Genomic DNA, 18,995 nt, shown 5'->3' on the forward strand with positions numbered 1-18,995 from the left:
CCAGATCCTCCGCCGACGCCGGTACCTAAAATAATCGCCGCCACGACGGACTGATGTTGCGCATTACCGGCATGGGCTTCAGCGAGGGCAAAACAATCTGCATCGTTGGCGGCGGTGACCGGACGGTCCAGCGCAGCACTGAGATCTTGCGCCAGAGAATGTCCGGTGAACGCGGGAATGTTGGTGGCCAGCATTTCGCCGGTTTGGGGGGAGACCAGCCCGGCGGTGGAAATCGCCAGTGGTGTGCCAGCCGGTAAATCAGCACCATACGTGTCGATCAGATTTTGCATGGCGTTAACGAAATCATTCCATGAGGCAACGGGTGTCGGCACTTTGCCGCATTCTTCCACTTCGCCGGAATAACGTGAAACACCAAATTTAATAAATGAACCGCCGATATCGGCGCAAAAAACTGCAGAACTCATGAGCGTGTGTCCAGTAAATCTCGCAGTCCGTCGCCCAGTACGTTAAAACCAAGCACGGTCAGCATAATGGCCAGACCGGGGAACAGCGAAAGGTAAATATTAATGCCGAGGAAGTTCCGGCCATCGCTCATCATGGTACCCCATTCCGGCATCGGCGGCTGCACGCCAAGCCCCAGAAATGACAGGCTGGCGGCGGCGAGAATCACTGTGCCGGCAGTCAGCGTCGATTGCACGATAATCGGCCCGATGGCATTGCGCAAAATGTAATGCACGATAATACGGTAATTTGATAAACCCAGCGCCTGCGCGGCTTCCACGTATTCCATCTGCTTTAAACCGAGCGTCAGGTTACGGCTGAGGCGTGCATATACCGGAATGGCAAACAATGAAATCGCGATCAGCAAGTTCACCAGCCCGCCGCCGAGAATACTGACCACCAGAATGGCCAGCACGATGCCCGGAAAAGCAAACAGCATGTCCATAAACCACATGATGATCATGTCGGTATAACGGCCCGCCATGCCGGCGATAATCCCCAGCGGAATGCCGATAATCATCGCCAGTCCGACGCTCAGTACCACTTCGATAATCGAAATCCGCGCACCATAAATCACTCTGGCGAAGATATCGCGGCCATAATCATCCGTACCGAACCAGTGACTTGCATTCGGAGAAAGCAGGGTATCAATCAGGTCTTGTGCGTAAGGATCGTGACGGGTGATCAATGGCGCGAACAAGCCCATCAGCACGATCAGGCTGACAATAAATCCCCCGAGGGTCACGGCCGGATGACGCCATAACCAGCGGAACAACCGCAACGTGCGCGGTTTGCGACGGGGTAATTGCGTGATAATGGCAGACATTAATCGAACCTTATTTTTGGATTCAGGAAAGCAATCAGTAATTCACCGAGCAGGTTCATTACCACCACGCCGCAGACGGCGACCAGCGCCACGCCCTGAATGACCGGATAATCGCGATAACGCACGGAATCCACCAGCAGGCGACCAATGCCCGGCCAGTTAAACACGGATTCGGTGACGACTGCGCCGCCAATCAGGCTGCCGAAATTGAGCGCCACAATAGTGACAATCGGGATCAGCGCATTGCGAAACGCATGGCTGCAATACACGGTAGTGGCGGACAAACCTTTGGCGCGCGCGGTGCGGATATAATCTTCCGACAAGACATCCAGCATGCTGGAACGCGTCATGCGCGCCATCACTGCCATGGGTAAAACCGCCAGCGTCACGGAAGGCAGAATGTAGCTTTTCCATGATGTCGCGCCGAGCAGCGGCAGCCAGCCGAGATTGACCGAAAAGGTGTTCATTGCCATCAGCCCCAGCCAGAAGTTGGCGATGGACGCGCCGGCAATCGCCAGTAACATCACGCCAAAATCCGGCCAGCGGTTGCGGTAAACCGCGCCTATCATGCCCGCCGGAACGCCAACCGCTACAGCCAGAAAGTACGCCAGCACCGCCAGCATCAGGGTATACGGCATTCGTTCCCCGATTTCCTGCGTGACCGGCTGCTGCGACTGTAGCGAGATGCCGAGATTGCCATGCAACACATCACCGGCAAAATGCAGATATTGCGTCACCAGCGGCTGATCCAGCCCGAGACGAACGCGCATGGCATCGACCGCTTCCTGCGTCGCTTCAGGCCCGGCCATCAGACGCGCCGGATCGCCCGGCAGCGCGCGGATGGACACAAAAATCAGCATCGACACCCCGATCAGGGATGACCGGGAAGGCGATGAGCTTTTTGGCAAGATAGGCTTTCATGGCTATTTTCCACTGTAGATACTGCGGTTATTTTTTCTGTGCATCTTTCACCACAATTTGTCCACCCGGGATCATCGTGACACCTGAAATATTCGTGCCGGTGGCGTACAAATCATTCTGGTAATACAACAGCACCTGCGGTGCCTGTTGGTTAATTTCTTTCTGGGCGTCAACGTAAATCGCGTTGCGGGTGTTTTCATCCAGCGTTGAGGCGGCTTTGTCTAACATGTCGTCCAGTTTCGGGTCACTGAAGAAGCCCAGATTTGCGCCGCCGGGTGCGAAGCTTTTGCTGTAATACAGCGGACGGAGTTGCAGATCTGCGCCGTTGGCGCCGGAAGACCAGGAAGCCAGCACCGCACCGGTGTTATCGGCTTTTTTACCGGCCTGATCGGCAAACGCGGCTTTAGTCCACACGCCGCTTTCCATGATCCGCACGTCAAGTTTCACGCCGATTTTCGCCCACATGCTTTGCAGCACCTGACCGATACGGGCATCCTGGCCCTGTACGGCAATCGACATCGTGAAACCGTCAGCCACACCGGCTTCTTTGAGCAGGGCTTTGGCTTTTGCCAGATCCAGCGGATACGGGTTCAGTGTTTTGTCATAACCGGCGGTCACCGGTGCCAGCGGAGAATTCGCCGGTTGTGCGAAACCGGACATGATGGCGCGCACCAGTCCGTCGCGGTCGGTGGCATAGTTCAGTGCCTGACGGACGCGGACGTCACTCAGTGGTTTAAGGTCGGTATTCAGCGCAACCCAGAACACGGCGGCACCCGGGCTTTCATGCAAACTGAATTTAGGATTATTTTTCAGTACGCGGGCAAATTGTGGCGGCACAGGGTTGATGACGTCGGTTTCACCCGCCTGCAACGCCATGTTCATGACCGAAGGCTCAGCGCTCCAGGTCCATTTAATGTCGTCCGGCCCGGCGGCTTTATCACCCCAGTAACCCGGATATTTTTCTTCCAGCACGAATTCGCCGGTTTTGTACTGCACCATTTTGTATGGGCCGGTGCCGACCGCTTTGCTGTCCAGCGTACCGGTTTTATCCGCTGCAGGGCTGACCATCAGACAGGCGCCGGTAGTCAGTAAATTCAGGAAGGCGGGATAGGGTTTTTTCAGTTTGAAGACAACGGTGGAATCGTCGGTTTTGGTGACGCTGTCAAGGAAAGTACGCAGACGTCCGCTGGCGGCCAGCCCGCGTTTGGTATCGAGATGGCGGGCAAAGTTGGCGACAACAGCGTCAGCGTTAAACGGTGTACCGTCGTGGAAAGTGACGCCACTGCGCAGTTTGAAGGTCCACACCAGCCCGCTTTCATCGCTGCTCCACGAGGTCGCCAGCGCCGCTTCCGGTTTGAGTTGCGGCGACATACGCAGCAGACCTTCATACATTGGATCCAGTACCGTGCCGGTAAAGGTCGCGGTCTGGTTGCCCGGATCCATACTGCGCGGCGCTTCGTTTTGCATCACGTTCAGCGTGGCGGCAAACACCGGCAGCGAAAACGCGGCGAGAAGGGCGCTGCTCAGCAGCGTTAACGGTAAGGGACGCCGGATATAACGGGTAATCTTCATGTTCTGCCCTCTGCGTGAAAAATCGGATTAAGTGGCTCTGGCTCAGTCTGCCGGTTGAGTAAAACGCCGGTTTTAATGACAGTTTGTTTTAACAAAGAGATTTAACAAATAGTTCATATGAAATACTTATATCGGAACATTTAGTTTAATTTGTGAACTAATTGGCATTGATATATCCATTTCTACCGTTTAATGTCAATGCAGATGAGCGAAAACTGAGAGCGCCAAAACGAATATGCTAACAACTTTGCAACGTCAGATTTTGGGCGCAGTGAATGCCGCAGGCGGTTTAAGCCGTACCGAACTGGCGCAGTCCTCAGGAATGAGTAAAGCGGCTATCGGCGGCGTGGTACGCGAGATGATCGAGGCCGGTTTTCTGCATGAGGCAGAAACGGTGCCGGGCAGCGGACAGGGGAGACCGTCGGTACGTCTGGTCGTGCATCCTGACGGCGCGTGGTTTGCCGGTGTTTCTTTGCTGCAAAATCCGGCGCAAATGGCCCTGATCAATCTGCATGGCGAAATACTTTCGCGGGTGTCTTTTGCTGCTGATGCGGATCCGCAACAACTGGCAGCCAATATCGCCAGCGCCTTACCGGCGTTACTCGAGCCTCATCCCGAGGCGGCAAAAAAGCTGGTCGGGCTGGGCGTGACGCTATCGGGTCTTATTGATGAGCATCAGTCAACCTGCGTGCAGTCGGCGTTGCTGGGCTGGCGGGATGTGCCGCTGGCCAGGCTGATTTCGCAGGCGACAGGCATGGACGTGGCTATTGAAAATGACGCCAAAGCGCTGGCGGTAAGCGAGAAAAGTTTTGGTCAGGCGCGTGATCTGAGCAGCTTTACGCTGGTCAGCCACGGGGCGGGGATTGGCAGCGCGCATTTCATCGCCGGGCAATTGCATCGTGGTTTACACGGCGGTGCAGGGGAGATCGCGCACTGCACGCTGGAGCTGAACGGTTCACCATGCCGCTGCGGCAAGCGCGGTTGTCTCGACACGCTGGCCTCCCTCAATGCTATTGCGGAAATGGCCAAAGCTGAAGGGCTGGATGCTTCCACGATCGGCGGGCTGGAACAACTGGCGATGCAGGGCCAGACGGCGGCAATCCGTATTTTGCACCGTGCCGGTTCTGCGCTGGGCCTGGCGATATCGCATCTGATTCAAATCAATGACCCGGACCTGATCCTGATTGCCCATCAGGATGCCGATTTTTCCGGGCTGTTCGGCACGGTTGTACATCAGTCTGTTGAAGCCAATGTGTTGCCGGGCAACGCCGGTAAAACACCGGTTCGTACTTTTACCCTAAACGACGACACCTGGGCGCGCGCGGCGGCGAGTATAGCCGCACATCGCTTTCTGGTTGGTCTGAAGCCTGTCTGAGGAATGAGCAACATGCGTATAGCGGTCAGCGGTATCCATATTGAATGCAGCACTTACAATCCGGTGCTTAACGAGGAAAAGGATTTCACCGTCGTGCGTGATGCGCAGTTACTGGCATCACCGCGCTTTCGTTTTTTGCAGGACTATCCTGCGACGTTTTTACCGACCATTCACGCCCGTGCTATTGCCGGTGGTCCGGTAGCGCGTGCGACGTACGATAAATTCAAAGCGGAAATGCTGGCGGGTCTGGAGGCGCGAAAACCGTTCGACGGTTTGTATCTGGCGATGCACGGCGCGATGTATGTTGAAGGGCTGGAGGATGCCGAAGGTGACTGGATTGCCGCGGCGCGTAAAGCCGTCGGGCCGGATTGCCCGATCAGCGTCAGTTATGATCTGCACGGCAACGTGTCACAACGCATTATTGACGCCATTGATATGTTTTCGACCTACCGCACTGCGCCGCATATTGATGTGGAGGAAACCATGCGCCGTTCTGTCGCCATGCTGATAAAGCATCTGCAAACCGGCGTAAAACCGACGCTGCTGTGGGTGCCGGTACCGGTGGTGTTACCCGGTGAGCGCACCAGCACGGAAGATGAACCGGCAAAAAGTTTGTACGCCCGTTTGCCGGAAATGGATGAAGTTGACGGCGTGTGGGACAGCTCACTGATGGTGGGTTATGTGTGGGCGGATGAGCCGCGTGCGACGGCGGCGGTGATCATGACCGGCACCGACCGTACTGTGCTGGAGCAGCAGGCCACTCAACTGGCACAGGCTTACTGGGACGCACGGGAAGATTTTGTGTTTGGCTGCGAAACCGACACCGTTGAGGCCTGTGTGAAAAAAGCGATTGCCAGTGAAACGCGGCCGGTGGTACTGGCGGATTCCGGCGATAATCCGACAGGTGGCGGTGTCGGTGACCGCGCGGATGTGTTGCAGGAACTGATCAAACAGTATGCGCAGAATACCATTGTGGCCGGGATTGCTGATGCACCGGCAACCGATGCGGCATTCAATGCCGGTGTCGGGTCAATACTGACGCTGACACTTGGCGCGTCGCTCGATCATTCCAGCCCGCAGGTGAAAGGTGAATTTGAAGTCGTCTTCCTGCTTGACGCACTGGCACCGGCTGACCGTCAGGCCGTGCTGCGCATTGGCGGAATTGATGTGGTGGTGTCGGCGCGCCGCCGCCCGTATCACAACATCAGCGACTTTACCGTGCTGGAACTGGATCCGCATACCGCGGACATTGTTGTCGTGAAATCCGGCTATCTGTCACCGGAACTGGCACCGATTGCCAGCCCGAACCTGATGGCGCTGTCGAATGGCGTGGTCGATCAGTTTGTCGAACGCCTGCCACGCCATCGCAAACCGCGTAAAACGTTCCCGTTTGACCGTGACTTCAGCTACGTGCCGCAGGTGCAGCTTTCCTCCAGGAGCAAATGAAATGACCCCGACCACCGGACAACCGGAAAACCGTCAGCCCGTGCTGAGCGTGAAACATCTCACTACCTCGTTTCGCGGCGAAGACGACTGGCTGCCGGTGGTACGCGATTTGTCGTTTGATGTCTATCCCGGCGAAACGCTGGCGATCGTCGGCGAATCCGGTTCGGGAAAAAGCGTGACGTCGTTGTCGGTGATGCGCTTGCTGAAAGCACAAAGCAGCCGGATTGAGGGTGAAGTCTGGCTGAATCAGCGCAGTTTGCTGGCGCTTTCGGATAAGCAGATGCGTGATATTCGCGGCAATGACATGGCGATGATTTTCCAGGAGCCAATGACGTCGCTCAATCCTACATTCAGTATCGGCAGGCAAATCGCCGAAAGTCTCAAACGGCACCGGGGCATGTCATCTTCCGAAGCGCGGGCAGAAACTCTGCGGTTGCTGGAAAAAGTCCGTATTCCCAATGCAACCAAAAGGTTTGATGAATATCCCCATCAGTTTTCCGGCGGCATGCGCCAGCGCGTGATGATCGCCATGGCGCTAGCGCTGAAACCGAAATTATTGATTGCCGACGAACCCACGACCGCGCTGGATGTGACCATTCAGGGACAGATTCTGGATTTGATCAAGACGTTGCAGGAAGAAGAAGGGATGGCGGTGTTGTTTATCACGCACGATATGGGCGTGGTGGCGGAAATCGCTGACCGCACGCTGGTGATGTATCGTGGTGAAGCGGTGGAAAGCGGGGTGACGGAGGATATTTTCCATCGCCCGCAACATCCTTATACCCGTGCTTTGCTGGCCGCCGTGCCGAAACTCGGGTCGATGCAGGGGCGTGACTGGCCGTTGCGTTTTCCGCAAATCAATCTGCAAACCGGTGAGGCAAGCGTGCCGGGGGAAGTGGCAGGAACGGTCGCTTCGGGGCTGACGCCATTGCTCTCGGTGAAAAATCTCAGCGCACGTTTCCCGGTGTATGGCGGCATATTCAGCCGTCAGGTTGGTGCGGTACATGCGGTAGAAAACATCAGCTTTGATTTATTCCAGGGTGAAACGCTGTCGCTGGTGGGGGAATCCGGTTGCGGAAAATCCACTACCGGCCGCGCGGTAACGCGGCTGCTGAAACCACACAGCGGCGCGATTGATTTCGACGGTTTTGATGTGATGAATCTGGGCAAGCGCGATATTTTACAGATGCGGCAGCGTATTCAGATGATATTCCAGGATCCGTTTGCCAGCCTGAATCCGCGTATGCGTATTGGTGACGCGCTGATTGAACCGATGCTGCAACATAAACTGCATAACCGCAGCGATGCAAAAGAGAAAGCCGCGTCGTTACTGCAAAAGGTCGGATTGTCGCCGGACATGCTGCGCCGCTTTCCGCACGAGTTTTCCGGTGGTCAGCGCCAGCGGATTTGTATTGCACGCGCGCTGACGCTCGATCCGAAAGTGATTGTCGCGGATGAATCAGTCTCCGCGCTGGATGTGTCGGTGAAAGCGCAGGTGGTGAATTTGCTGCTCGATTTGCAGGAGAGCATGAATCTGTCATACCTGTTTATTTCGCATGATATGGCGGTGGTCGAGCGGGTGAGTCATCGCGTGGCGGTGATGTATCTCGGTGAGATTGTGGAGATTGGCCCGCGTGCGGCGATATTCGATAATCCCCAGCATGCCTATACGCGAAAACTGATGGCGTCAGTGCCGGTGCCGGATCCGTCGCGCAGAATGCTTAAGCGGCAAATGCAGGTCGATGAGCTGAAAAGCCCGGTGCGCGATAACGGCTATATTCCGCCGCAAAGGCAATATCAGGAAGTCTCAGCAGGGCATTTTGTTCAGGTTTGATAGTTAACTGTAAAGGGACTTTGTACAGAAGAGACTGAGTGGACAACTCGGGAAGATGGTGGTGGGGGAAGGATTCGAACCTTCGAAGTCGATGACGGCAGATTTACAGTCTGCTCCCTTTGGCCGCTCGGGAACCCCACCACAACTTTTGTGGCATTTACTACATACTTCTTGGCCAAAACCATCATGTGCTACATGGATGATTTTTGTCGCTGCAGCGGTTAGCTGCGAACGGGGCGCATAATACCAAATGATTCGAAGGTGTAAAGCGCTGAAAGCGATAATAAAGTTCGTTTGCGGATTTTTTGCGCTTAACGGTGCTTCTCTGAGCGAAAAGCACCGTCAGAAGGCGGATTACAGAATGACAGTGCGGTTGCCGTAAACAAAGACACGCTGCGCCAGCACGCGATATAAGGCACGGCTGAGCACGTTTTTCTCAACGTCGCGACCGGCGCGCATCATATCTTCCGCCGTATAAGTATGATCGACGTTAATCACGTCCTGCATGATGATCGGACCTTCATCCAGGTTGTCATTCACGTAGTGCGCGGTGGCACCAATCAGTTTCACGCCGCGCTCATACGCCTGATGATACGGGCGGGCGCCAATAAATGCCGGCAGGAATGAGTGGTGAATGTTGATCACCTGATGCGGATAATGCTGCACAAAACCCGGCGTCAGCACGCGCATGTATTTAGCCAGCACCACATAATCAGGCTGATACTGGTCGATTTGCGCAATCATTGCGCTGTCGTGCTGTTCGCGGGTCAGGCCGTCATGACTGACCAGATGGAACGGAATATCAAAACGCTCGACCAGCGTTTGCAGCGTGTCGTGATTACCGATCACCGCAGCGATTTCGACATCTAAACCGCCGTAAGCCGCTTTCATCAGCAGATCGCCCAGACAATGGGCTTCTTTGGTGACCAAAATAACAATGCGGCGGCGTCCGGTGCTGTTGAGTTCGCGCACGGAACCCGCAGGCAGCGCGCTGTCAAGATCGGCCAGCAGCGTGGTGTCGTTGAAAATCCCTTCCAGCTCGGTACGCATAAAGAAGCGTCCGGTGCGGTGATCGACGAATTCGTTGTTTTGCACGATATTAAGTTCGTGCTTGTAGCAAATATTGGTAATTTTGGCGATCAGACCTTTTGCGTCAGGGCAAATGGTGCGTAGTACCTTGGTTTGTACGTTCTGTTGCGGCATGAGGTTGTGGATCCTGTCCAAGACTTAAAATAGTACGGTTGAATTATTTACCGCAGCACTTCTTATATTTTTTACCCGATCCGCACGGGCAGGCGTCATTGCGTCCTGTCTGCGGTTTAATTCCGTCGATATAGTACCAGCGTTCGTTCAAACGAAGAAATCGTGAACGCTCATGGATCAGATGAATATGTTCGTCGCCGGTTTCGGTAAATCGTGCAGCAAACTCAACGAAACCTTCATCAGCATTGCGTCCCTCTGACTGAGCGATCACCTGTAAACCTTGCCAGTGCGTACTGGTAAAGCCTTCCTGTAAACTTTCACGCCAGCGCCCGGGTTGACAATCCGGATGCCAGGTGGCGATCAGATAACTCGCATTTTTCAGGACGTAGGCGGTGTAGCGCGAGCGCATCAGCGCAGACGGTGTCGGCGCCACCTTACACTCAGCGATGTATGGCTGGCAGCACTCTTCGAAAGAAAGGTTGCTGCAGCATGGGCAAAGTTCTGACACGGAAACTCCTGAATTGCAGGGCTTATAAATTTAACAACGCAGGTTGCGCTATTGAATGCACCAAACCGATATGTTACCTAACAAACTCGCCGGGTGACAACGCGCTTGCCCGTTGATTCTAATGCTATGCGCAATATAAGGTCATCAGATGAGCAGAAAAGTCACCATTGGTCTTGCCCTTGGCTCGGGAGCCGCGAAAGGGTGGGCACACATTGGCGTGATTAATGCCCTGAAGGAAATGGATATCGACGTTGATGTCGTCGCCGGTTGTTCGGTTGGCGCACTGGTCGGCGCGGCCTACGCCAGTAACAGATTGCCTGCAATAGAAAGCTGGGTTCGCTCGTTCAGTTACTGGGATGTGCTGCGACTGATGGACTTTTCGTGGAAGCGCGGAGGATTGCTGCGTGGAGAGCGTGTGTTCAATGCCGTGGGGCAGTTGATCCGCATTGATGAGTTTGAAAAGTGCTCGAAGAAGTTTGGCGCAGTCGCCACCAATCTGAGTACCGGTCGCGAATTGTGGCTGACAAAAGGGGACTTGCATGAGGCTATCCGCGCCTCGTGCAGTATGCCCGGCCTGCTGGCACCGGTCTGGCACAACGGTTACTGGCTGGTTGATGGGGCGGTGGTGAATCCGGTGCCCATTTCGCTGACTCGTGCACTTGGCGCTGATATCGTTATCGCCGTTGATCTCCAGCACGACGCGCATCTGATGCAGCAGGATTTGCTGACGGTACAACCGACCGGCGAAGCACTGGATACTGAGAAAGAAGTGAGCTGGCGTGACAGAATACGTCAGCGTTTAACCCGTCCAAATGCCAGAAAACCCAACGTCAGCCCCTCGGCGATGGAAATTATGTCAACGTCCATTCAGGTGCTGGAAAACCGCCTCAAACGTAATCGCATGGCAGGCGACCCGCCGGATGTGTTGATCCAGCCTTATTGCCCGCAAATTTCGACGCTGGACTTCCATCGGGCAGAAGAAGCGATCGAGGCAGGCCGTCTTGCCGTTGAAAAACAGAGAGAGCAATTGCTACCCCTGATTAAAAATAGACAGTTCTGAATGGCTTAAAATGTGTTTGGCCTAATCTGACAATTCTGCCAAGCAAAAACAGGCTTTATGAGCCACTATTAGAATAAGAAATTCTGGGGGACCCTGATGGACAAGCCACTTACAAGCAAGCATATTCTCATCGTTGAAGACGAAGCCGTCTTCCGATCCATACTTGCTGGCTATGTAAGTTCCCTCGGTGCGACATTTACGGAAGCCGAAAATGGCCTTGAGGCTTTGTCTCTGGTCGAAGATTACCCGCCTGACCTGATTCTCTGCGATTTGGCGATGCCTGAGATGGGCGGGATGGAGTTCGTCGAAAACCTGCGATTACAGGGAAATAAAATCCCTGTTCTGGTGATTTCCGCCACGGATAAAATGACCGACGTTGCATCAATGCTGCGACTCGGCGTGGAAGACGTTCTTCTCAAACCGATCAGCGATCTCAACCGGTTACGCGAAGCGCTGCTTTCGTCTTTATACCCGAAGCTTTTTTCATCACAGGCGATGGAGGAAAGTTCGCTGGTTCAGGACTGGGAGGCGCTGTGCCGCAACCCTAATGAAGCGCAGCGTTTGTTGCAGGAATTACAGCCACCGGTTCAGCAGAGGCTGGCGCATTGCCGCATCAACTACCGGCAACTGACATCAGCGGAAAGTCCGGGACTGGTGCTGGATATCGCCGCGCTTTCCTCCAAAGATCTCGGTTTCTATTGTCTGGACGTGACCCGTGCCAACGAAAATGGCGTACTGGCGGCGTTATTGTTGCGTGCTATTTTTAACAGCTTATTACGTGAGCACTTAAGTAATCAGCATCAGCGGTTGCCACAAATGTCGACGCTGCTTAAACAGGTCAACCATTTATTCAAGCAGGCAAATCTCGAAGGACAATTCCCGTTGCTGCTTGGTTATTATCATGCCGGGTATAAGAATCTCATTCTGGTTTCTGCGGGATTACATGCCAACGTGAATACCGGCACCAATATGATTCAGCTCAGCAATGGTGTGCCGCTCGGCACCACTGGCGCAACATACTCCAATCAAATCAGTCAGAAATGTGATGCCTGGCAATGTCAGGTCTGGGGTTCGGGTGGTCGTCTGAGATTAATGCTGTCTGTTGATTGAGCAAATTTATTACTATTGATAATAATTTATTAATAATCCTGAGCATTTTTCCCACACGTTTTTTTGTCTTCCCACTTTATTTCAATCTTCTAAGATGTATCTCAATGCAAAATATGCCTTTGCAGGCGCACTTGCGGCTGAAACTGGTATAATCCGTTCCGGTAAATTTGGCTGTCTATTTTACATTGTTTAAAATAACAAATAGGAATTCGCTGATGAAAGTAACAGTTTTTGGTATCGGTTACGTCGGACTTGTTCAGGCGGCGGTTCTTGCTGAAGTTGGGCATGAAGTTTTGTGTATCGATGTAGATGCAAAGAAAGTAGAAAACCTGAAAAACGGGCAGATCCCAATTTTTGAACCGGGCCTGACGCCGCTGGTTCAGAGCAACTATGAAGCAGGGCGCTTGCTTTTCAGTACCAATGCGGCTGACGGTGTAGCGCATGCAACGGTACAATTTATCGCGGTGGGTACTCCACCGGATGAAGACGGTTCCGCTGATCTGAAATATGTGACTGCCGTGGCGCGTACGATTGCTGAGTACATGACCGAACCCAAAGTGGTCATTGATAAATCCACCGTTCCGGTCGGTACTGCGGACAAGGTCCGTGCAGTAATGACCGAGAAACTCAAAGAACGTGGTGCAGATATCAACTTTGATGTGGTATCAAACCCTGAATTCCTCAAAGAAGGTGCAGCAGTCGCAGACTGTATGCGACCTGAACGTATTGTCATCGGTACTGATAACCCGGATGCTATTGATCCGATCCGTGAACTTTACGAACCTTTCAATCGTAATCACGATCGTATGATCCTGATGGATATCCGCAGTGCAGAGCTGACCAAATATGCCGCTAACTGTATGCTGGCGACCAAAATCAGTTTCATGAATGAAATGTCTAATCTGGCAGAAATGCTCGGTGCGGATATCGAGAAAGTCCGCCAGGGTATCGGTTCTGATTCACGCATTGGCTACCACTTTATCTACCCTGGCTGCGGCTACGGCGGTTCGTGTTTCCCTAAAGACGTCCAGGCGTTGATCCGTACTGCTGAGCATATTGGCTATCAGCCTAAATTGTTGCAGGCGGTAGAACAGGTCAATTACCAGCAAAAATATAAATTGCCTGCTTTCATTCAGCGCCATTTTGGCGATGACCTGAAAGGGAAAACCTTTGCACTGTGGGGGCTGTCATTTAAGCCTAATACCGATGATATGCGTGAAGCATCGAGTCGCGTATTAATGGAACAACTCTGGGCTGCAGGCGCGAAAATCAAAGCCTATGATCCTGAAGCGATGAATGAAACGCAGCGGATCTATGGTCACCGTGATGATCTGGAATTGATGGGCACCAAAGAAGCGGCATTGCACAATGCTGATGCGTTGATTATTTGTACGGAGTGGCAGAATTTCCGTGCCCCTGATTTTGATGTGATCAAAAAAGCATTAAAAGAGCCGGTTATCTTTGATGGTCGTAATTTATTCGATCCTGAACGTTTGGAGAAACGCGGATTTACTTACTACGGCATAGGTCGTGGCGCATCAATCAATCCGGTTCTGTAAGGAGTTTTCATGAAATATCTGGTCACTGGCGCAGCGGGCTTTATTGGGTTCTATGTGTCACAACGTTTGTTGGCTGCGGGTCATTCCGTTATCGGCATTGATAATCTGAATGACTACTATGACGTCAATCTGAAACTTGCCCGCCTTGCTCAGCTGGAAAATAAAGTCGGCTTTGAATTTATTAAGCTGGATTTAGCTGATCGTGAGGGTATGGCCGCATTGTTTGCGGAACAGCGTTTTGAACGGGTTATCCATTTAGCCGCGCAGGCGGGTGTCCGATATTCAATCGAAAATCCTCTGGCTTATGCGGATGCCAACCTCATAGGATTTGTTAATGTTCTGGAAGGTTGTCGTCATAATAAAGTCGGACATTTGCTTTATGCCTCTTCCAGTTCAGTTTATGGACTGAACAAAAAACAGCCTTTTTCAACGGATGATTCTGTGGATCATCCTGTTTCGCTGTATGCCGCAACGAAAAAGGCTAATGAATTAATGGCTCACACTTATTCACATCTTTATAAGATCCCTACGACCGGATTACGTTTCTTCACCGTATATGGCCCGTGGGGACGCCCGGACATGGCATTGTTTAAGTTCACCAAAGCAATACTTGCCGGGCAGAATATCGATGTTTATAACCATGGCGAAATGCGTCGTGATTTTACTTATATCGATGATATCGCCGAAGCCATTGTTCGTTTACAGGATGTTATTCCACAATCTGATCCGGACTGGACTGTAGAAGGTGGCTCTCCTGCCAGCAGTTCTGCACCTTATAGTGTTTATAATATTGGCAACAGCAACCCCGTGAAACTGATGACGTATATCAGTGCGCTGGAGAAGGCGTTGGGAATGGTTGCGGGTAAGAATATGCTGCCAATGCAGCCAGGCGATGTACACGAGACCAGCGCAGACACATCACCGCTGGCTAAGGCGATTGACTTCAAGCCTGAGACACCTGTAGAGCAAGGCGTACAGCGCTTTGTGGACTGGTATCGCGACTTTTATCAGGTTTGATTTTGTATTTCTTGCTAAAGGCTGCTGACGCAGCCTTTTTTTATGGAATCAGTTAAATCTTATAGATGTTTATTGAACAGGTTGTATCAATCTGTTTTATCAGTTTTGTATTTTCGGTACGCCTGTTACAGCGTAATAAAAACAAAAAGCCCATCAGAGTGATGGGCTTTTTAGCATTAACAGTAACGTTAATGAGGGCAATTACAGCAGGAAATCGTCCAGTGATTTACCTTGCTCTTCGATTGCTTTCTTGATTATAGCTGGAGTACGACCCTGGCCAGTCCAGGTTTTGTTTTCGCCGTTTTCATCAACGTATTTGTATTTAGCCGGGCGTGCTGCACGTTTTGCTTTACCGGTCGCTTTAGTCGCAGCCATTGTCTGCAGCAATTCATTAGGATCAATACCGTCCGCAATCAGCATTTCGCGGTATTGTTGCAGTTTACGGGTGCGCTCTTCAATCTCAGCAGCTGCCTGAGAATCTTCTTCGCGACGCTCGTTCACAACAACTTCTAATTTTTCCAGCATCTCTTCCAGAGTTTCCAGAGTGCATTCTCTTGCTTGCGCACGCAGAGTACGGATGTTGTTCAGAATCTTTAATGCTTCGCTCATTATACTAGTCTCAAATTATATTGGTGGGGGGCGTTTGGCTAATAATAGAATGCTCTTCTGTATTCTGCAATAGCGAATTTGTTTGCTTGACCTTAATTTACGCATTTAAAGCAAATAATGTTTATCCGCAGAGAAATATAGCCAGGTCGCTTAGCGCTATTAATCTGGGGATGATAACCCTAATTTCAATCCTCTGTTGAGGATTGTTGATGCTTTGTGTAAGTGTTTTTTTAAGTCAGCGAGAGTTCACAAAATTAAAGGATCCGTGAAGTCATGTAATGTAAGGATATGGAAAGGCTTGAGAGATGAAGCACAAGATCAGAAAAATGATTCTTTGCCGGTAGCATTTCAATTGTCTTTTTTAATGTATAGACAAACTCTTACTCTGCAATGCAGACATATAAACTGCGCTTTCATTGCGGGTATTCTGCCGTGTCAGCAGGCCATAATTATCTCATGTCGTATAATTTTTATTGTAAGCCTCTGTGATTTCTTTACCGGGAATGAATGCCCGCCCGTGCCAGATATCAGTGCCACTCTCCGGTTGTTATAGTCTGCCAGGCATGTGATACAATACATGCCGAAAATTTATGCCATCCATTACTTTATGGGATCACTTCTTTATGGCTCAGCTTTATTTCTATTACTCGGCGATGAATGCCGGTAAGTCCACCTCGTTGCTGCAATCTTCATATAATTATCAAGAACGTGGTATGCGCACGCTGGTGTTAACAGCAGAACTCGATAACCGGTATGGTCAGGGTAAAGTCAGTTCGCGAATCGGCTTGTCGTCTCCTGCAGAGCTTTACAACACAGAGACAGAACTCTTCAATCTGGTGGCTCAGGAGAACCGCACACAGCGTTTGAGTTGCGTTCTGATTGATGAGTGCCAGTTTCTCACCAAAGCTCAGGTATCGCAGCTGACGGACGTTGTGGACGATCTGGATGTGCCTGTACTTTGCTATGGTCTGAGAACGGATTTTCGTGGAGAACTTTTTGAGGGCAGTGAATATCTGCTGGCCTGGGCGGATAAACTGGTTGAGCTTAAAACCATCTGCCATTGTGGTCGCAAAGCTAACCGCAACCTGAGACTGGATGAGAACGGTAACGCCTTACATGATGGCGCACAGGTCGTTATTGGCGGTGATGAAAGTTATGTTTCGGTCTGCCGTAAGCATTACAAAGAAGCGATGGCTGCGTTTGATGGCAGGGATGAAAGTAAGACTCTCTAAGTCATGAGCGCTGACTAAGTTCGACGAGCCAGAGTTGAATGATAAATCGCGAATTCGGACCATAAAAAAACCCGCTTTTCAGCGGGTTTTTTACTATCAGTATCTCAGCAGATTATTTTTTGCTGGTTTTCTTTTCAGCTTTTGGCGCAGGAGCAGCAACTTCTTCTGCTACGTCTTCACTGTATTCACGGCCGTAGTAAGTATCCATCAGAATCTGTTTCAATTCGGCGATCAGCGGGTAACGTGGGTTAGCACCGGTACACTGGTCATCAAACGCATCTTCAGATAGTTTGTCTACTTTAGCCAGGAAGTCCGCTTCCTGAACGCCAGCTTCACGAATAGAGGTTGGGATACCCAGTTCCGCTTTGATTTCATCCAACCAGGTCAGCAGTTTCTGGATTTTCTGTGCAGTACGGTCACCAGGAGCGCCCAGACCTAAATGGTCTGCAATTTCTGCGTAACGACGACGCGCTTGCGGACGGTCATACTGACTGAAAGCCGTCTGTTTCGTTGGGTTATCGTTGGCGTTATAACGGATAACGTTTGAAATCAGCATGGCGTTAGCCAGACCGTGCGGAATGTGGAACTCTGAACCCAGTTTGTGGGCCATTGAGTGACAAACCCCAAGGAAGGCGTTAGCAAACGCGATACCCGCGATAGTCGCCGCATTGTGAACACGTTCACGGGCAACCGGGTTTTTAGCGCCATCTTTGTAGCTGGCTGGCAGGTTTTCTTTCAGCAGTTTCAGTGCCTGCAGAGCCTGACCGTCGGAGTATTCGTTCGCCAGTACAGAAACATAAGCTTCCAGTGCGTGAGTGACGGCATCCAGACCACCGAAGGCACACAGTGATTTCGGCATGTTCATGACAAGATTGGCGTCAACGATAGCCATGTCAGGTGTCAGAGCATAGTCAGCCAGTGGGTATTTCTGGCCAGTCGCATCGTCAGTAACAACGGCAAATGGTGTAACTTCTGAACCAGTACCGGAAGTGGTCGTGACGGCGATCATTTTCGCTTTTACGCCCATTTTCGGGAATTTGTAGATACGTTTACGGATATCCATAAAACGCAGCGCCAAATCTTCGAACTGAGTATTCGGGTGTTCATACAGAACCCACATAATCTTCGCAGCATCCATTGGTGAACCACCACCCAGCGCGATGATAACGTCTGGTTTGAAGGAGTTCATCTGCTCAGCACCTTTACGAACAATGCTCAGCGTCGGGTCAGCTTCAACTTCGAAGAATACTTCAGTTTCAATACCATGACCTTTCAGAACGCTGGTGATCTGATCGGCATAGCCGTTATTGAACAGGAAGCGGTCAGTTACGATGAAGGCGCGTTTTGCTCCATCAGTCGCCACTTCTTCCAGTGCGATTGGCAGTGAGCCACGACGGAAGTAGATAGATTTAGGAAGTTTATGCCACAACATGTTTTCTGCTCGCTTCGCTACAGTTTTCTTGTTGATCAAGTGTTTAGGACCGACGTTTTCAGAGATGGAGTTACCACCCCAGGAACCGCAACCCAGCGTCAGAGACGGAGCAAGTTTGAAGTTGTACAGGTCACCGATACCACCCTGTGAAGCCGGGGTGTTGATCAGAATACGTGCGGTTTTCATTTTGTTGCCAAAATAATTCACACGTTCTGGTTGGTTGTCCTGGTCTGTATACAGGCAAGAGGTATGGCCGATACCGCCCATTTCTACCAGTTTCTCTGCTTTAGCGACGGCGTCTTCGAAATTCTTAGCGCGGTACATAGCGAGGGTAGGGGACAGTTTTTCATGCGCAAACGGTTCAGATTCGTCAACAATGGTGACTTCACCGATGAGCACTTTAGTATTCGCAGGCACTTTAATGCCAGCCATTTCAGCAATTTTCACTGCTGGCTGACCTACGATAGCGGCGTTGAGGCCGCCATTTTTCAGAATGATATCTGAAACGGCTTTGAGTTCTTTACCCTGCAGCATGTAGCCGCCGTGAGAAGCGAAACGTTCACGGACTGCATTATAAGCTGAATCAACCACGATGATGGACTGCTCAGAGGCACAGATGACACCGTTATCGAAGGTTTTAGACATCAGGACGGAAGCAACAACACGTTTGATATCTGCGGTTTCATCAACAACGACTGGTGTATTACCTGCACCCACGCCGATTGCTGGTTTACCGGAGCTATAAGCTGCTTTAACCATGCCCGGACCACCTGTTGCCAGAATCAGGTTCAGATCCGGGTGGTGCATCAGTTGGTTGGAAAGCTCTACG

Annotated in this window: 16 protein-coding genes and 1 tRNA gene; 8 read left to right on the top strand and 9 right to left on the bottom strand. The window is 51.6% G+C overall.

The features are described 5' to 3' along the window. The 4 genes from UC14_RS25335 to UC14_RS25350 form a co-directional block, all read right to left on the bottom strand. The coding region (locus UC14_RS25335; RefSeq protein ID WP_157962160.1) for an ROK family protein at nucleotides 1-425 on the bottom strand (425 nt) is incomplete at its 3' end. Beyond that, complete coding sequence (locus UC14_RS25340) at nucleotides 422-1,288, bottom strand: ABC transporter permease (protein ID WP_013575962.1); 867 nt, start codon at nucleotides 1,286-1,288, stop codon at nucleotides 422-424. The genes UC14_RS25340 and UC14_RS25335, both read right to left, overlap by 4 nt. Further along, nucleotides 1,288-2,148, bottom strand: a complete 861-nt coding sequence (locus tag UC14_RS25345; protein ID WP_370447506.1) for an ABC transporter permease — start codon at nucleotides 2,146-2,148, stop codon at nucleotides 1,288-1,290. The genes UC14_RS25340 and UC14_RS25345 overlap by 1 nt, the downstream gene beginning before the upstream one ends. An 88-nt stretch (nucleotides 2,149-2,236) precedes the next feature. Then, nucleotides 2,237-3,781 carry an ABC transporter substrate-binding protein gene (locus UC14_RS25350; RefSeq protein ID WP_013575960.1) on the bottom strand — a complete coding sequence of 515 codons (1,545 nt, stop codon included), beginning with the start codon at nucleotides 3,779-3,781 and terminating at the stop codon, nucleotides 2,237-2,239. A gap of 235 nt (nucleotides 3,782-4,016) precedes the next feature. Here UC14_RS25350 and UC14_RS25355 point away from each other — a divergent pair, with 235 nt between their 5' ends. Genes UC14_RS25355 through UC14_RS25365 form a run of 3 tightly spaced genes read left to right on the top strand, consistent with a single transcriptional unit; the run spans nucleotide 4,017 to nucleotide 8,436 of the window. After that, nucleotides 4,017-5,156, top strand: coding sequence for an ROK family transcriptional regulator (locus UC14_RS25355; RefSeq protein ID WP_013575959.1), 1,140 nt, complete (start codon nucleotides 4,017-4,019; stop codon nucleotides 5,154-5,156). A 12-nt stretch (nucleotides 5,157-5,168) separates the two neighbouring features. After that, nucleotides 5,169-6,602 carry a M81 family metallopeptidase gene (locus UC14_RS25360; RefSeq protein ID WP_112198672.1) on the top strand — a complete coding sequence of 478 codons (1,434 nt, stop codon included), beginning with the start codon at nucleotides 5,169-5,171 and terminating at the stop codon, nucleotides 6,600-6,602. Between the two features lies 1 nt (nucleotide 6,603). Further along, nucleotides 6,604-8,436, top strand: a complete 1,833-nt coding sequence (locus tag UC14_RS25365) for an ABC transporter ATP-binding protein (protein WP_112198673.1) — start codon at nucleotides 6,604-6,606, stop codon at nucleotides 8,434-8,436. A 56-nt stretch (nucleotides 8,437-8,492) separates the two neighbouring features. Here the strand turns inward: UC14_RS25365 and UC14_RS25370 are convergent. The 3 genes from UC14_RS25370 to UC14_RS25380 form a co-directional block, all read right to left on the bottom strand. Then, a tRNA-Tyr gene (locus UC14_RS25370) sits at nucleotides 8,493-8,577 on the bottom strand. A 213-nt stretch (nucleotides 8,578-8,790) separates the two neighbouring features. Beyond that, entirely contained in the window at nucleotides 8,791-9,639 is an 849-nt protein-coding gene (purU, locus tag UC14_RS25375) for a formyltetrahydrofolate deformylase (RefSeq protein ID WP_013575956.1), read from the bottom strand. Between the two features lie 43 nt (nucleotides 9,640-9,682). Then, a complete protein-coding gene (locus UC14_RS25380) occupies nucleotides 9,683-10,147 on the bottom strand; it encodes a YchJ family protein (protein WP_013575955.1) in 465 nt (154 codons plus the stop codon). Between the two features lie 148 nt (nucleotides 10,148-10,295). Here UC14_RS25380 and rssA point away from each other — a divergent pair, with 148 nt between their 5' ends. The 4 genes from rssA (at nucleotide 10,296) to UC14_RS25400 (ending at nucleotide 14,893) form a co-directional block, all read left to right on the top strand. Beyond that, nucleotides 10,296-11,207, top strand: coding sequence for a patatin-like phospholipase RssA (gene rssA, locus UC14_RS25385; RefSeq protein ID WP_013575954.1), 912 nt, complete (start codon nucleotides 10,296-10,298; stop codon nucleotides 11,205-11,207). Nucleotides 11,208-11,303: 96 nt separating this feature from the next. Continuing rightward, on the top strand, nucleotides 11,304-12,317 hold the full coding sequence (gene rssB, locus UC14_RS25390) for a two-component system response regulator RssB (protein WP_013575953.1): 1,014 nt from the start codon (nucleotides 11,304-11,306) through the stop codon (nucleotides 12,315-12,317). 215 nt (nucleotides 12,318-12,532) lie between these two features. After that, the gene (locus UC14_RS25395; protein ID WP_013575952.1) at nucleotides 12,533-13,876 is read left to right on the top strand and encodes a UDP-glucose/GDP-mannose dehydrogenase family protein; all 1,344 of its coding nucleotides are present in this window, start codon (nucleotides 12,533-12,535) and stop codon (nucleotides 13,874-13,876) included. Between the two features lie 9 nt (nucleotides 13,877-13,885). Further along, nucleotides 13,886-14,893, top strand: a complete 1,008-nt coding sequence (locus UC14_RS25400) for an NAD-dependent epimerase (RefSeq protein ID WP_013575951.1) — start codon at nucleotides 13,886-13,888, stop codon at nucleotides 14,891-14,893. A gap of 201 nt (nucleotides 14,894-15,094) precedes the next feature. Here UC14_RS25400 and hns read toward each other — a convergent pair whose 3' ends face one another. Continuing rightward, a complete protein-coding gene (gene hns / locus UC14_RS25405) occupies nucleotides 15,095-15,502 on the bottom strand; it encodes a histone-like nucleoid-structuring protein H-NS (RefSeq protein WP_112152537.1) in 408 nt (135 codons plus the stop codon). A gap of 623 nt (nucleotides 15,503-16,125) precedes the next feature. Between hns and UC14_RS25410 the strand changes: the two genes are divergently transcribed. Beyond that, nucleotides 16,126-16,734, top strand: coding sequence for a thymidine kinase (locus UC14_RS25410; RefSeq protein WP_013575949.1), 609 nt, complete (start codon nucleotides 16,126-16,128; stop codon nucleotides 16,732-16,734). 112 nt (nucleotides 16,735-16,846) lie between these two features. Here the strand turns inward: UC14_RS25410 and adhE are convergent. Then, nucleotides 16,847-18,995 (bottom strand): bifunctional acetaldehyde-CoA/alcohol dehydrogenase (gene adhE / locus UC14_RS25415; RefSeq protein ID WP_112198674.1); only part of this gene is annotated, 2,149 nt, incomplete at its 5' end.

Origin of the sequence: Rahnella sp. NRRL B-41462 (assembly GCF_003263525.1) — a bacterium.
Lineage (GTDB): Bacteria > Pseudomonadota > Gammaproteobacteria > Enterobacterales > Enterobacteriaceae > Rahnella > Rahnella aceris.